Raw genomic sequence first — 14,696 nt, forward strand, 5'->3', positions numbered from 1 at the left:
ACCGGGCGAAACGAACTCACGCTCGAGCGCGGTGTCGCTCGAGGTCGGCTTCGAGTTGCGTCGCGGCCTCGAGACGGAGCGTCTTGGCGCGTCGGTTAGAGAGTCGCGCGTCGGGCAACCGATCGGCTAGCGGATCGTACGTCGACGGCGAGAATCCGAACCGCCGCAGGTAGCTTCGGACGCGTTCCGACGCGAGACCCTCGTGTATCGCCGTTTCAGTGACCGCTTCGACGGTGTCGAATGCGGGCAGTGGCACCTCGTCGGCGGCATCCGCCGTCGACGTCGCATCGACGGCTGTGGCGGGCGAATCGGGCTCGCGAACCGGACTGACTGAGTCGGCCTCGAGGACGGTGGTTCCGCGGTCGTCCGCTCGCGTGACGACCGAGCGGACCTCATCCGTGAGGCGAAGCACCTGACTCGGGAGGGCCGCGTCGGGCGAGCGCCACTCGACCGTCGGAAACGAGTTCCGAAGTCGGATCGGGGTCCAAACCGCATCGTAGGGCTCGAATTCGTCGTCGAACGTCTCGGGATCGATGCCGCGGTCGATCGCCCGATCGCGGAACGTCTCGTAGGCGTCCTCGAGTCGCCCTTCCCACTCCGCGACGCTCTCGACGTACGACCAGAGCTGTCCCTGGTCGGGACAGGGGCCGTAACACGACCGACGGTAGAGATACGGGCGGGCACACTCGAGGAGGTGCTCGCCGCGGTAGTGTGAGGAACTGTTAACGAGCGCGAACGCGGGATCGATCGCGGTTAGTGCGTTTAACTGATCTGTGACGTTCGACTGCTCGAAGTGAACGTGCGTTCCGGCACAGACGCGGGCGTCGTCGAACGTCGGCCCCACGATTCGACGCTGGAGTTCGGTCCCGCGTTTCTCCCGGTAGGGGATCTCCGAGTGGGGCGCAGACAGCGGCGTCGCCAGAGGGACGAGACGTTTCTCCCGCTCGTGTGCGGCGGTGACGACCGTTCGAATCCGCGCCGTAAACTCCTCGCGAAGTTCGGCCATCGACTCACACGGGCTCGTTTTGATCTCGATCATCGGCTCGACGAACTCGGGATCGACCCAGTCGGCAACGTCGAGCAGTGTGTCGGGCGAGCACAGGTCGCCGGCGTCGTCGACGACCCAGTACTCGACCTCGAGGCTTGTGTTCATGAATGTCTCCGTTGGATGACTACCGGACAGCGGCCCCGAGCAAACGCCGGGGCGAGGTGTCCCGGACCGAATCTGAGTTCACGGTTCGAGTCGCGAACCCGCCACCGTTGTCCGATTTCCCTCTCCTGTGGCGATTCGTGGTAGGTAACTCCGACGTGAAGCCGTTGAGCCTGCGTACGCAGGTAAATTCGGAAATCAGCACGAACGGCCGTTGAGACGGCTGTCTCGGCTGGGGTGGGCGATCGGAGAGGCGCTTCGGCCGTCACTCGAAAGGCGTCCCCGCCGAGGACGACCGCTGACCCGACCGTTGGTAGGGTTCGTGTGCCTGGGTACTGACGCGAGTGTTACGTGATTGTCTCGAGGTACCTGCTAGATTGATACGCCTGGGGTAACATGATGCAACTACGTATGAGCGACGAAGCGAGTGCGGACGAAAGCGAAACTGCATCGGTGATCGTCGTCGGCGGCGGTCCGGCCGGCCTGAGCGCGGCGCTGTTCACCGCGAAAAACGGCCTCGAGACGACGGTGTTCGACACCGACGGGACGTGGATGCACAAGGCTCACCTCTTCAATTACCTGGGAATCGGGTCGGTCGGTGGGAGCGAGTTCATGGCGACCGCGCGCCAGCAGGTCGACGACCTCGGTGCCGAGCGCCGGCAAGGTGAGGAGGTCACCGGCCTCGAGCGCGGCGGCGACGGCTTCGTCGTCGAGACCGACGACGGAAGCTACGAGGCGGAGTACGTCGTGTTGGCGACCGGCGCGAACCGCGACCTGGCCGAGGAGCTGGGTTGTGCGTTTACGGACGACGATATCGTCGACGTCGGCGTCGAGATGGAGACGAGCGTCGAGGACGCCTACGCGACGGGTGCGATGGTTCGCGCCGAGGAGTGGCAGGCCGCCATCGCCGTCGGCGATGGGGCCGCCGCGGCGCTCAACATCCTCTCGAAGGTCCGCGGTGAGCGCTTCCACGACTTCGACGTGCCGGCCGACGCAGAGCGCGTCTTCGGCGACGTCGTCGCGGAGTAACCACGATCATGTCCAACGAATCAACGAACCCAGTCACGCCGGAACCGCCAGACAGCCCGTTCCAGACGACGGGAACCGACCACATCACGATCTGGGGAAGCAACGAGGCCGATACCGTCGCGTTCTACCGCGACCTCCTCGGAATGCCCCTCGTGTTGCGCCAGCCGAACCTCGACGACCCCTCGCAGACGCACCTCTTCTTCGACACCGGCGACGGGCGCATCCTGACGTTCTTCGTCAGCGACGACCGTCCCTCGAATCGCCGCGGCCAGCGCGGCGGCGTCGGCGCCGTCCACCACCTCTGTTTCAGCGTCGACCCCGAAGAGTACGAAGACGTCATGGACTCCCTCGAGGAGGCGGGTCACCGCTACAACGTCTTCGATCGAGGAATCTTCCACTCGATCTACACGACCGACAACAACGGTCTCGTGATCGAACTCAGCACCGACAAGTACGAGGTTCCCGACGACCGTCGCGGCGAAGTGCTCGCGAAAGCCCAGGAACTGCGCGAGGCCGCCGGCGCCGACTACGCCAAGGACGAACACCTCCGCGAGGCCATTCGAGAAGTCGGCCTCGAGGTGATCGAACACGATCTCCCCGACGCGAGCGCGGGCGTCGGTGGTGTCGAATGAGCGCGGGCGAGGGTCCCCACCAGAATCAGCCGCTCGCGAGCGCCGGCACGCCCCTCGAAGAGGCCGAAGCGGCGGTAGTGCTCGTCCACGGCCGCGGCGCGACGGCGAGAGGCATCCTCGGTATGGGCGAGGAGATTCACCGCGAGGGCGTCGCCTTGCTCGCGCCGCAGGCGGCGCGTCGCCAGTGGTACCCAAACTCGTTTCTCCAGCCCGTCGAGACGAACGAACCCGGACGAACCTCGGGGCTCCGGGCGATTTCGGACGCGATCGAAACTGCCGTCGACGCCGGGGTTCCGGCCGAACGCGTGCTGATCGTCGGCTTCTCGCAGGGTGCCTGTCTCGCAAGCGAGTTCGTCGCGCGCAACCCCCGACGATACGGCGGCTTCGCCGCGCTCAGCGGCGGCCTCATCGGCGAATCGATCGACCACGACGACTATCTCGAGACGGACGGCATCTCCGCGAGCGATGCGAACGGAGAACCACCGGAGCGACGACCCGACGGCGACCTCGAGGGGACGCCGGTGTTTCTCGGCTGTAGCGACGTCGACCCGCACATTCCTCTCGAGCGCGTCCGCGAGACGAACAGCGTCCTCGAGTCCCTCGGTGCCGACGTCACCGAGCGCATCTACGAGGGGATGGGCCACGGCGTCAACGAGGACGAACTCGGGTTCGTCTCGGGGATGGTCGCGGACCTCCTCGCGGGCGGGGGCGACTGATCGTCTCGCTCCGAGTTCGAGCACCATCTTATGTCGTTCGATCCCGTATGAGACGTCGTGACCTCGCACCCGACGAACAGACGGGCGTTCCTGTCGACGGCGAGCGTCGCGCTCACGACGGCCGTCGCGGGCTGTCTAAGCGACGACGACAACGGGGGCGAGCGCGACGACGCCGATGAGCCGATCGTCGACGTCGCCGAGGCGACCGCAAGCGAGGGCGTGACCGACCCCGAGGCGTGGGCTGGGGTCGAGGAGATTCGCCTCGAGGGCCACGTTGGCGGCTGGGTCGGCGCCTCTCCCGACCACGTCGACCGGATCGAGAATCCGACGCTGGTTCTGGTCGAGGGCCAGGAGTACGCGATCACCTGGGAGAACCGGGACGGGGTCAAACACAACCTGGCGCTCTACGACGCCGAGGGAGAGATCGTCGACGAGTACGCGACCGGCGTCCTCGAGGACGTCGGCGCGACGGCGACCCTCGCGTTCGTCGCGCGACCCGAGATGACCACCTACATCTGCGAACACCAGCCCGTGATTCAGTACGGCGATATCGACGTACTCGAGGACTGACCGTCCGAAGCGTCCGAGACCGCGAAAACGGCGACAGGACGCGAAAGCGACGTCGTATATCGAACGCCGAGATAGTCTCCGAAACCGACCGGTAGATACCATTTACTGCACCGTCGTGGCACTGTTGCGTGCAATGTCACCGATGCTCACCGATTCGGTCGCCGTCGTCACGGGCGGCTCGAGCGGACTCGGACGATCGATCGCGCGGCAGTTCGCCGAGGAAGGCGCCGACGTCGTGATCGCCGACGTTCAAGAGGCTCCACGGGAGGGTGGAGAGCCAGCTCACGAGGTGATCGAAGCGGAGACCGACGCGGGCGTGGCGTACGTCGACTGTGACGTCACGAACGTCGCCGACCTCGAGTCCGCAGTCGACGCGGCCGAGGAGTTCGGCGGCGTCGACGTGATGGTAAACAACGCGGGGATCTTCCACGGCGAGGAGTTCCTCGAAGTCAGCGAAGACGACTACGATCGAATGATGGACATCAATGTCAAGGGACTCTACTTCGGCGCCCAGGTGGCGGCCAGACGGATGGTCGACGGCGACGGCGGCTCCATCGTCAACCTCTCGTCGGTCGCGGGTCTCGAGGGCTCCGGCGACTTCGTCACCTACTGCGGAACGAAAGGCGCCGTCCGGCTCCTGACGTACGCCATGGCGGCGAAACTTGGGCCGGACGGCGTTCGCGTAAACGCGATCCATCCCGGGCTGATCGAGACGACGATGACGACCGAAGACTACGCGATCATCGGCACCGAGGCGGAAGGATCGTTCCTCGAATCGATTCCAGCGCGACGGGCAGGTCAGCCCGAGGACGTCGCCGACGCGGCCGTGTACCTCGCCAGCGACCGCTCCGAGTACGTAACCGGCGAGTCACTCGTCGTCGACGGCGGGATGACCAACACCCAGTGACCGCTCGAGCCGATCCGCTCGTACACGCCGCATACGGTGACGAGCCGATCCGCTCGTACACGCCAGCGTGCTCGCGAGCGCACAACTACGGCGGGTGCGATCATCGACGGCCGGATTCGGTCATCGAACGACGGTGACCGGAACCGGCGATCGGCGGACGATCCGTTCGGCGACGCTCCCAAGCAGGACTCGAGAGACGCCAGTCCGGCCGTGACTGCCGACGATGATGTGGGCAACGTCGTGATCCTCCGCGAACGTGACGATCTCGGCGGCGGGTTGGCCGACCGCAACTTCGGTGCTAAACTCGACGTCATCGGGGTTTTCGAACTCCGGAACCTCGTCGAAGCCCTTCTCGGCGATCTCGTCGCGCCGGTCTTTGAGGTACTCCCTCGCAAGGTCGAATCCCGCGGTCGTCGACCCGCTCGCCGCCTCGACGACGCGCAACAGAACGATCTCCTCGTCCGGATACGTCACGAACGCGTGTTCGACCGCTTTCCGCGCCGGACCGGAGCCGTCGTACGCGACGAGGATTGTCATGCGATGAAGTAACACCCCTCGAGGCTAAAGTACACCGGTGAGGACGGGTGCCACCGATTCGCGGCCGACACTACCACCACATACCGACTCTTCGGCCGAGTGAGTCACTCCGAACTGTTTCCGTTCGGGTCGCTTCGCTCCCCGTTCACATGTCCGCGGCGCATATCGCCGCGCGCCGTTCGCCGCGGGTGCTACTCTTCACGGCTCGCGGTGCTCGCCGTTCCGACTCGAGGTCTTCGCGACGCTCAGACCTCGCCGTCTTCGAACACGAACGTCCCGTCCTCTTGAACGCGCTCGCCGTCGACCTCGATGAACGAGTCCTCGCTCATGTCGACGATCATGTCGACGTGGACGGCGGAGTCGTTTTGCTCGTTGTCCTCGCCGACCGTGTCGTCGTAGGCGCGGCCGACCGCCATGTGGACGGTGTCGCCCATCTTCTCGTCGAACAGCATGTTGTAGGTGAACCGGTCGATGTCGCGGTTCATCCCGATGCCGAGTTCGCCCAGCCGGCGGGCGCCCTCGTCGGTGTTCAACACCTCGGTCAGGACGTCCTCGTTTTTCGCCGCCGAGTGCGAGACGACCTCGCCGCCCTCGAACTCGAGGTAGACGTCCGTAATTTCCCGGCCCTGGTGATACAGCGGCATGTCGAACAGCACCTCGCCCTCGACGCTGTCGGGCTGAGGGGCAGTGAAAACCTCGCCGCCGGGCAGGTTGTGCTCGCCGTGGTCGTTGATCGTCGGATTGCCCGACAGGGACATCGTCACGTCCGTCGTGTCGCCGCTGACGATCCGGATCTCGTCCGCCGGATCGAGGATTTCGACCATGTTCGCCTGGTGGTCGCGCTGGGCCTCCCAGTCTTTGTTGACGGCGTCCCAGACGAAGTTCTCGTAGCCCTCCGTACTCATCTCCGCGAGCTGGGCGTTCGCGGGTGCCGGGAACTGGGTCAGACACCAGCGCTTCGAGAGCCGTTCTTCCAGGATCGGCCGCTGAGCCTGGTTGTACGCCGCGCTGGTCTGGGGATCGACGTCCGACGTCTGGGTGACGTTGTCGCTCGCGCGGATCGCGATGTAGACGTCGGTATTCTGGATGAGCGCGAGTTCGTGTTCCGGCGTCTCGAAATCGGGTACGTCGTCCTCGCCACCCGCGGCGCGGAGGTACGCACGCTGTTGTCGCTTGCCGGTCCGCTGGCTCGTCGTCACCGGGTTCGCCCCCCGGTCGCCGATCACCTCGTGGAGAGCGACGACCAGGTCCTCGGCGACGGGGTGGGCGTCGACGACGACGTTGTCTCCCTCCTCGAGATCGACCGAGTGATTGACGATGACCTCGGCGTGTTCGCGAATGCGCGGGTCCATGTGCCACACGTACCCGAAGCGGCGGGATACCGTTTTCGAATCGGCGACTCGAGGGGACTCCCACCGACCGTGGCTATCGGCTCTCGTCGCGGTTCGCCAGGAATAGTCCGAGGTAGATCGACGCCAGCGCACAGACGACGCCGGCGGCGAACGCGAGCGTGTACGGCGACTCGAGGGCGAGTGCGTCGTCCTCGAGCACCCAGCCGGTGAAGCCGGCGATCACCAGGGCGATCGCCGCGAGACGGAGGACGGAAACGAGCCGGCGAGGGGTGTTCGCGCTCGAGCCCGTGGATTCGGCGTCGGTCACGGGTTCACTATCCGTCCCGATCGTCGTCCGGTTTTCGGTCCGGAGTCGACTCCTGTCCGAATCGCTCCCTGGCATCGTCGGTCTCCCGACCGGCCGACTCCGTGGCGTCGTCCATCCCGTCGGTTCCGCTCCGCCGGTCGACACGGCCACCGTCGTCCCCGAATCCGGTTTCGCGATCCGGCTCGCCGCGCGTCGATCCGTCGTCGACGAGTTCCTGGACGAACGAGACCGTCGCGGCCGTCATGACCAGCGCGAATGGGGTCGCAATCGCGACCGCGATGACGAACCCGATCCCGCCGGCGCTGAGGACGCCCGATACAACCGGCGAGACGATCACGGCGAGTAAACCGTGCCCGAGCGCGAACCAGAAGTACGACGCCTCCCCCGTGGCGAACCCGGCCGAGCGGCGAAATGCCTCGAGAAAGTTCGCGTCGTCGACGACGAACAGGAACGGGACGGCGTAGAAGAGGTACCCGAAGACGAGCAGTCCGATCATGCCGATCAGGATCAGCGGGGGCGCGATCACGAACAACGGGACGAGCAACGCGAACGCGGCGTAGAGGACGAGGTGGTAGAGGAAGATCCGCGGGGCGAAACGCACGACTGAATCGAGGATCGCCACTGGCCGACGACGGAGACGTCTGTCGAGGCCACCGAGATAGCCCGCGGCGATCACCGCGCCAATGACCGTGTGTGCCAGCAACACGAGACCGAACCACGCCGCGAGTTCGCCGTCGACTCCCTCGAGCGGCAGTGCCACGGTGTCGAACGGCGTTTCGAACGTGACGTCGAAGCTGTGCGATCCGGACGCCGTATCCGACCCGCCAACGAGCATTTCGGACGGATCGTCCGTCGGCGGATCGGGCGGGTCGGCGAACGACCAGAGGTCGAGCAACGGCGTCGGAAACACGAACTCGAAGTTGATCGAGAACCAGCCCGACGGCGGATCGAGAGCCCGGCGGGTGCGCTCTACGTGGGCAACCGAGAGGACGAACGGGACCAGCGCGAACGGCAGCAACTCGCCGGGCCGATCGAGAATCCGGGAGACGTGTCTCAGAAACGTGAATCTGGTCTCGCTCGAACCGTCGGCGTTCGATCCGACGTCGGAGGAGTCGTCGGGACCGGGTTCGGAATCGGGATCGGGGACCATACGCGTCGGAACACACGATATCTAATTGAAATCTTCGCTCGAGTCGCCAGTCACGGATCTCAGCGAGCGCCACTCGAAATGCCGGCTCAGTTCCCGGAGTCGACCCACTCGAGCAGCGCGACAGCCAGATCGCGGCCGAGTCGCCGTGCGCTCGACGGCGTCACGGGGTCGTCTTCGGTCCCGACGTAGGGAATTTCGAGGGCAGACGACAGCGTCGCACCCTCGAGCCAGCAATAGCGCGTGAACGTGTGGAGGAGGCCGGACTGGCCGTCGAACGACGCCAGTCCGGTGCCCGGCGCGGCGTCGAACGAAAGCGTCGGGCCGTCGCTCGCTCGTCGGGTCGTCGCCGACTCGAGCGCGCTCGCCAGCGTTCGTAGCGGGTCCCCCGGATCGTCGGGATCGGTCACGAAGAACGGTCGGTCGTTGACGTCTCCACCCCACTTGTACGGACTGTGGAGGTCGAGGGCCACGACGAGGTTCTCGAGCGACTCGAGGTCGCCGGCGATGGCCGCTGTGGTCGGGTAGATCGGCGAGAGATGGGCGATCGCGTTCGAGTCGACGTAGTCGCGGTTGTGGTCGTGGGGCGCGCGATGTTTGCCCGGATCACCGCGCTCGACGCCGTCGAGGTCGACGAACGGGTAGACGTAGACGCGGTAGCGTTCGAGCAGGGCCGGGCCCGTCTCGCCCTCGAGTAGTTCCCGCAGTGTCCCCTCGAGGACGTACGAGCCGATCGACTCACAGGCGTGATGGCGGGCCGCGAGGACGATATCGCCCGCGGATCCGTCGAGTTCGGTTCCGGATTCGGTCCCGAGACGGACGACCGGGACCTCCCGCCCCCCGTGGGTCGTCGTGAGCGTCTCAACGGAAACGCGTGGATCCGACGCGAACTCGAGGGCGAACGCGTCGAAGTCGGCGCGCTGGTAGGGGAATGAGAGGGACAACTGGGCCCGCTCGCCGGCGTCGAAGGCGTACCGGAACGCGTTCGCGTCGAGCCGGCGGTCGGCACCGAGCCACCGCCACTCGGACCACGCGCCGTCGGCGGTCGGACTCCCACACGGGACGCCGGTACGGACGGCCGGCCCCCGGGGACCGACCACTTCGTCGGTCGGGAATCGAACCTCGAGTACCTGGCTGACGTCGCTCTCGACGTCGACGTTCCAGTAGAACCACCGCCGCGTCGAGTCCCGGATTTCGGGCTCGAGTCGGATTACGTCGCCCGCGACCTCGAGGACGCGGCCGTTACCGCCGGGATGGGTGGTCCGGATCGTCACGCGTCCCGTCCCGGTCTCGTGGGTCGACGCCGTTCCCGGAGCGTCGGAGTCTACGGTCACGTCCGTCGAATCGTCGGGCGCGTCCATAGGATCACTCGAGAGTCCACCCGCAAATCGGTTGCGTCGGCTCGTCCGCGACGTTCCCCGCGACCGATCGTTCGCGAGCGCGCGTTCGTCGCCGGTTCATTCGTAGAGCGGGTGGGCGCCACACAGGTCGTCGACTCGCCGACCGACGGTCCGTCGGACCTCGTCGTCGTCCGGATTCTCGAGCACACGGGCGATACAGTCGGCGACCTCGTCCATCGCGTCCGCGTCGAAGCCGCGGGTGGTGAGCGCGGGCGTGCCGGCCCGGATGCCGGAGGGATCCTTCGGCGGGCGCGGATCGCCGGGGACGGCGTTGGCGTTGAGCACGATGGCGGAGTCCTCGAGCGCGCGCTCGGCCGTCTTCCCGAGGAGGTCGTGGGTCTCGCGGAGGTCGACCAGCACGAGGTGTGAGTCGGTGCCACCGGTGACGATCCGACAACCGCGATCGTCGAGTCCGTCAGAGAGCGCGCGGGCGTTCTCGACCACCTGCTCGGCGTAGGACTCGAACGCGGGCTCGAGCGCTTCGCCGAAGCCGACGGCCTTGCCGGCGACGTTGTGCATCGCGGGGCCGCCCTGGATGCCGGGCATAACCGCGCGATCGACTGCGTCCGCCAGTTCGGCGTCGCAAATCACGAGACCACCACGGCCGGCCCGGATCGTCTTGTGGGTACTGCCGGTGACGAGGTCCGCGACGCCGACGGGCGAGGGATAGACGTCGGCGGCGACGAGGCCGGTCACGTGTGCGATATCCGCGAGGTGATACGCACCGACGTCGTCGGCGATGGCCTGGATCCGCTCCCAGTCGACCGCCCGCGGATACGCCGAAAAGCCCGACACGAGGAGATCAGGCTGGACGGCTTCGGCTCGCTCGCGCAACTCCTCGTAGTCGAGGAGGCCGGTGTCGGGATCGAGACCGTACCGTTCGACCTCGTAGATCCGACCCGCGAGGTTCGCCCGGTGGCCGTGGCTGAGGTGGCCCGCGTTTCGTAGATCGGCAGAGAGGATCGTGTCACCAGGATCGAGAACCGCGAGCATGGCGGCCTGGTTCGCCTGGCTACCGCTGTGGGGCTGGACGTTGACGTGCTCGGCACCGAACAGCTCCTTCGCGCGTAAAATCGCCAGGCGCTCGAGATCGTCGACGTGCTCACAGCCGCCGTAGTACCGGTCTCCGGGGACGCCCTCTGCGTACTTGTTGGTGAAGACGCTCCCCTGCGCTCGAAGTACGGCGGGACTGGCGTGGTTCTCGCTCGCGATCATCTGCAGACTCGAGCGCTGGCGGTCCCGTTCGGCCTCGAGTATCGCCGCCGTACGGGAATCCGCCTCGACTAGCGTCGCGTCGATCTCGTCGTCGTGCATACACCAACACTCCGGCCGGAATGGTGAATATTCTATCACGATACTCGCGTAACGGTTACAATAGTTTCGCCCCAGCGAAACTTTTTCCGGGCGGCCACCGTGGTCGGCCGCATGGATCGAATTTCGGTTCCCGACCGAGTTCACCTGATGCCCGTCGGCTACGAGCGCGATCGACTCGTCCTTCCGGCGATCGAACTCGGGGCCGACCGGGTCGTCCTGCTCGAGCCCGAACGCGACGAGGCGCGGGAGTACGGCGACGCGGTCCGGGAGCGACTCGAGGACGCCGACGTTCCTCACGAGACGGTCCCCTGCGATATCTTCGACCTCTACGACTCGATCGGCACGGTCGCGGAACTCGCGACGGCGTTCGACGACGAAGACGTCTTCGTCAACGTCGCCTCCGGGAGCAAGGTGACCGCCATCGGCGCCGCGATCGCCTGTATGGTCACCGACGCGACGCCGTACTACGTCCGCGCCGAGCGCTACGGGGAGGAGGCCGACTCCGTCAGCGAGGGCGTCGAAGCGATCTACGAACTCCCGACGTACCCGATCGACCGGCCCAGTCGCGAACACGTCGCCATGCTCGCACACCTCGCCGAGAGCGACCCTGTCAGCAAGAAACGACTCATCGCGTTCGCCGAAGCGCGGGAACTACCGTTCATCGCCGACTACGACGGCGACGGCGAGAAGGGAAAGTATCGACTGCTCGAGCGCCACGTCCTCGAACCGCTGTGCGAGCGCGAGTACGTCATCGTCGAGGACGTCGGCCGAAGGAGACGGGTGTCGATCACCGATTCGGGCCGAGAGGCGCTCCGGGCGTTTTCGTACCTGTTGGCGGACGGCTAGCCGCATCCCCCCTGTTGGCGGATGAGGAGCCACTCTCTCCCGAAGCCTATCGGTGTTTTATTTGTGGGCGATCCGTACTCCCGAACGATGAAGTCGATGCACGTCTCCCTCGCACACGACGCGGAGACGCTTTCACCGATCCACGCGGCGATCTGTGACTCTCCTGACCTCGAGCGGGAGGTCGTCCTCGGCGGACAGTCGATCGACGGCGTCGAGACGATCACCTCGTACGTCACCGGCGAGCCGTCGGCGTACGAGTCGACGCTCGCCCAACTCGGGCGCGTCCGGGAGTACGACCTCACGCCGACGGACGACGGCTTTTTCGTGTACCTCCGCCGGGGACTCGAATCCGAGGGGCTGTCGTTGCTGAACGCACTCGCCCAGGAGACGGTCGTCGTCGTGCCGCCGATCGAGCTTCGCTCCGATCGGACGATCCGACTCACGATCGTCGGCCACCCGGCGGATCTCACGGGCGTTCTCGAGGAGTTGTCGACGGGCGTGACGGCCGACGTCCTGTGGGTGAGCGACTCCGTGACGGTCGCCGAGACGCCCGTTTCCGATCGCCAACTCGCGGCGCTCGAGGCCGCACGGGAGGTCGGATTCTACGAGATTCCGCGGCGAAACGGGATCGAGGCGGTCGCCGAGAAACTGGACTGTGCGGTGTCGACCGCCTCGGAACTCGTCCGTCGCGGCGAGGCTAACGTGGTCGGGCGGACGCTCGAGACGCAGCTGTGATTCGGGTCGGTTCGGGTAGGATTGGTTCGGCTGGGGTCGGTTCGGCTGGGGTCGGTTCGGCTGGATACCGTCAGTCACCACCGACGTCCGCTTTTCGCGCGAGGATGGTGTAACACGTCTCGAGGAAGAACCTGTCGACGAGTTCGCTCTCCGCGAAGACCGCGGCTACGGAAGCGGGGACATCGCCGTCGGGGTTCCAGTTGGCATACCAGCGGAGAAACCGCCGGAGAAACGGGTTCGCGATCCGCGCGGGTCCCTCGGGGATGGGGCCGATGTCGATAACCGCAAATTGGGCGCCGGGGGCGAGGTGGCGGTGGACGTTCTCGACCGCTTCGCGAACGTCCGGCATCACGCTCATCGAGAGCGTGGCGATCGCCGCGTCGAATCGCTCGTCGAACTCGACCGTCGTCGCGTCCGCGCGGTGGACCTCGACGTTCTCCCAGCAGTGGCGGTCGATCCGCTCTCGAGCTTTTTCGACCATCTCGGGGCTGTAATCGACGGCGACGAGCGTTCCATCGTCTCCGATATCGTGGCGAATCCGCTCGAAGTTGACCCCCGGCCCACAGCCGACGTCGAGGACGCGATCGCCCGACTCGAGTGCCAGTTCGTCGATCGCGGCCTCGCGCATCGGTTCGAAGTCCCGCTCGCTCAGCGTGTAGTAGTCGCTCCAGCGGTCCCACATCGCCCGACTTCGCTCGAGGTGGTCGTCGTCCGCCCTCGAAGCGGTCGACCCGTCGGGACTTGTTGCCGTCGAAGCGATCGATCCGTCGTCGTCCGTCGCCGTCGATGACGCGCCGTCCATACCGATACTCGAGTCGAGACCACGGTGGAGCTATTCGCGAAACCTATCGTGTATTTATAAGATAGGACTGGAGCCGAGCGTCGACCGCCTCGAGCAACCGGAACCGGCGTCTGCTCTCCGACGACCGCCGGCTATTTGCTCGTCGCGCCGGTACGACGGCCATGATCGATCTGCGTTCGGATACGGTGACGAAACCCGACGAGGCGATGCGCGAGGCGTCCCGAGACGCCGAAGTCGGCGACGACGTCTACGGCGAGGACCCCACCGTCAACGCCCTCGAGCGTCGGGCCGCCGAGGCGGTCGGAACGGAGGCCGCGCTGTTCGTCCCCACCGGCACGATGGGCAATCAGATCGCGGCACACGTCCACACCGAGCCCGGCCAGGAGGCGCTCGTCGAACGCGAGAGCCACGTCTACAAGTACGAACTCGGCGGCCTGGCCCGACACGCCGGCCTCCAGGTTCGGCCCCTCGACGGCGGCGCTCGAGGGGTTCCAACCCCCGAACAGGTCGAATCCGAATACGTCGAGGAGGACCTCCACCGGCCCGGAACCGGATTGCTCTGTCTCGAGAACACGCACAACGCGAAAGGCGGCGTTGCGATTGCCCTCGAGGCGATCGAAGCCGTGGCCGAAGCGGCCCGCGAACGTGACGTGCCAGTCCACCTCGATGGCGCACGCGTATTCAACGCCGCCGTCGCGCTCGACGTTCCCGTCACCGAGATCACCCGACACGTCAACTCGGTGATGTTCTGTCTCTCGAAGGGCCTCGGCGCGCCCGTCGGCTCGATGCTCGCCGGAGGCGAGGCGTTCGTCGAGCGAGCGCGTCGGGCCCGCAAGCTGTTCGGCGGCGGAATGCGCCAGGTTGGTATCGTCGCCGCTCCCGGCCTCCGGGCGCTCGAGAACGTCGACGACCTCGAGACGGACCACGAGAACGCACGCGTCCTCGCCGACGGGCTGGCGGGCGTCGACGGCTTCGACGTCCAAGAGCCGGAGACGAACATCGTCCTCGTCGGGGTTTCCGCAAGCGGACTCGAGCCCGACGCCGTCCTCGAGCGCCTCCGTGAACGGAACGTGCTGGCGACGCCGTTCGGCCCGACGACGATCCGCTTCTGTACGCACCGGAACGTCTCCCGGGACGATATCGAACGGGCGATACCGCGCGTCGAGGCGGCGACCTCCCCCTGATACGGATTGCTGTCCCGATGTACCGGCAGTGAGTCGAACCGTGTGAGACGAGTCTCGGTGGAGGAGTG

Annotated in this window: 16 protein-coding genes; 8 read left to right on the plus strand and 8 right to left on the minus strand. The window is 66.3% G+C overall.

The window, feature by feature from the left end:
- Positions 1-16 precede the first annotated feature (16 nt).
- Positions 17-1,153, minus strand: a complete 1,137-nt coding sequence (locus tag AB7C87_RS23190; RefSeq protein ID WP_369731904.1) for a glutamate-cysteine ligase family protein — start codon at positions 1,151-1,153, stop codon at positions 17-19.
- 408 nt (positions 1,154-1,561) lie between these two features.
- On the opposite strand from AB7C87_RS23190, the gene AB7C87_RS23195 reads away from it, so the two are divergent.
- From AB7C87_RS23195 to AB7C87_RS23215, 5 genes are all read left to right on the plus strand, one after another.
- A complete protein-coding gene (locus AB7C87_RS23195; protein ID WP_369731905.1) occupies positions 1,562-2,179 on the plus strand; it encodes an NAD(P)/FAD-dependent oxidoreductase in 618 nt (205 codons plus the stop codon).
- An 8-nt stretch (positions 2,180-2,187) separates the two neighbouring features.
- Positions 2,188-2,811 carry a VOC family protein gene (locus AB7C87_RS23200; protein ID WP_369731906.1) on the plus strand — a complete coding sequence of 208 codons (624 nt, stop codon included), beginning with the start codon at positions 2,188-2,190 and terminating at the stop codon, positions 2,809-2,811.
- A complete protein-coding gene (locus AB7C87_RS23205) occupies positions 2,808-3,527 on the plus strand; it encodes an alpha/beta hydrolase (protein ID WP_369731907.1) in 720 nt (239 codons plus the stop codon). The genes AB7C87_RS23200 and AB7C87_RS23205 overlap by 4 nt, the downstream gene beginning before the upstream one ends.
- 57 nt (positions 3,528-3,584) lie before the next feature.
- Entirely contained in the window at positions 3,585-4,097 is a 513-nt protein-coding gene (locus tag AB7C87_RS23210; protein ID WP_369731908.1) for a hypothetical protein, read from the plus strand.
- 133 nt (positions 4,098-4,230) lie between these two features.
- Positions 4,231-5,004, plus strand: coding sequence for an SDR family oxidoreductase (locus tag AB7C87_RS23215; RefSeq protein WP_369731909.1), 774 nt, complete (start codon positions 4,231-4,233; stop codon positions 5,002-5,004).
- A 120-nt stretch (positions 5,005-5,124) separates the two neighbouring features.
- Here AB7C87_RS23215 and AB7C87_RS23220 read toward each other — a convergent pair whose 3' ends face one another.
- The 6 genes from AB7C87_RS23220 to glyA all read right to left on the minus strand — a co-directional run bounded on the left by AB7C87_RS23220 (position 5,125) and on the right by glyA (position 11,061).
- On the minus strand, positions 5,125-5,541 hold the full coding sequence (locus tag AB7C87_RS23220) for a universal stress protein (protein ID WP_369731910.1): 417 nt from the start codon (positions 5,539-5,541) through the stop codon (positions 5,125-5,127).
- A gap of 245 nt (positions 5,542-5,786) precedes the next feature.
- A complete protein-coding gene (locus tag AB7C87_RS23225) occupies positions 5,787-6,893 on the minus strand; it encodes an aminopeptidase (protein WP_369731911.1) in 1,107 nt (368 codons plus the stop codon).
- Positions 6,894-6,966: 73 nt separating this feature from the next.
- Entirely contained in the window at positions 6,967-7,200 is a 234-nt protein-coding gene (locus tag AB7C87_RS23230) for a hypothetical protein (RefSeq protein ID WP_369731912.1), read from the minus strand.
- A gap of 7 nt (positions 7,201-7,207) precedes the next feature.
- Entirely contained in the window at positions 7,208-8,350 is a 1,143-nt protein-coding gene (locus AB7C87_RS23235; RefSeq protein WP_369731913.1) for a hypothetical protein, read from the minus strand.
- Between the two features lie 86 nt (positions 8,351-8,436).
- Positions 8,437-9,708, minus strand: coding sequence for a M14 family zinc carboxypeptidase (locus tag AB7C87_RS23240; protein WP_369731914.1), 1,272 nt, complete (start codon positions 9,706-9,708; stop codon positions 8,437-8,439).
- A 96-nt stretch (positions 9,709-9,804) separates the two neighbouring features.
- A complete protein-coding gene (gene glyA, locus AB7C87_RS23245) occupies positions 9,805-11,061 on the minus strand; it encodes a serine hydroxymethyltransferase (protein ID WP_369731915.1) in 1,257 nt (418 codons plus the stop codon).
- A 111-nt stretch (positions 11,062-11,172) separates the two neighbouring features.
- On the opposite strand from glyA, the gene AB7C87_RS23250 reads away from it, so the two are divergent.
- On the plus strand, positions 11,173-11,907 hold the full coding sequence (locus AB7C87_RS23250; RefSeq protein ID WP_369731916.1) for an HFX_2341 family transcriptional regulator domain-containing protein: 735 nt from the start codon (positions 11,173-11,175) through the stop codon (positions 11,905-11,907).
- Positions 11,908-11,994: 87 nt separating this feature from the next.
- Complete coding sequence (locus tag AB7C87_RS23255; protein WP_369731989.1) at positions 11,995-12,642, plus strand: helix-turn-helix domain-containing protein; 648 nt, start codon at positions 11,995-11,997, stop codon at positions 12,640-12,642.
- Between the two features lie 70 nt (positions 12,643-12,712).
- Here AB7C87_RS23255 and AB7C87_RS23260 read toward each other — a convergent pair whose 3' ends face one another.
- Positions 12,713-13,444, minus strand: a complete 732-nt coding sequence (locus tag AB7C87_RS23260) for a class I SAM-dependent methyltransferase (protein WP_369731917.1) — start codon at positions 13,442-13,444, stop codon at positions 12,713-12,715.
- Between the two features lie 161 nt (positions 13,445-13,605).
- Between AB7C87_RS23260 and ltaE the strand changes: the two genes are divergently transcribed.
- Complete coding sequence (gene ltaE, locus AB7C87_RS23265; RefSeq protein WP_369731918.1) at positions 13,606-14,628, plus strand: low-specificity L-threonine aldolase; 1,023 nt, start codon at positions 13,606-13,608, stop codon at positions 14,626-14,628.
- Positions 14,629-14,696: the final 68 nt, after the last annotated feature.

The sequence above is a fragment of the Natrarchaeobius versutus genome, from assembly GCF_041205745.1.
GTDB lineage: Archaea > Halobacteriota > Halobacteria > Halobacteriales > Natrialbaceae > Natrarchaeobius > Natrarchaeobius versutus.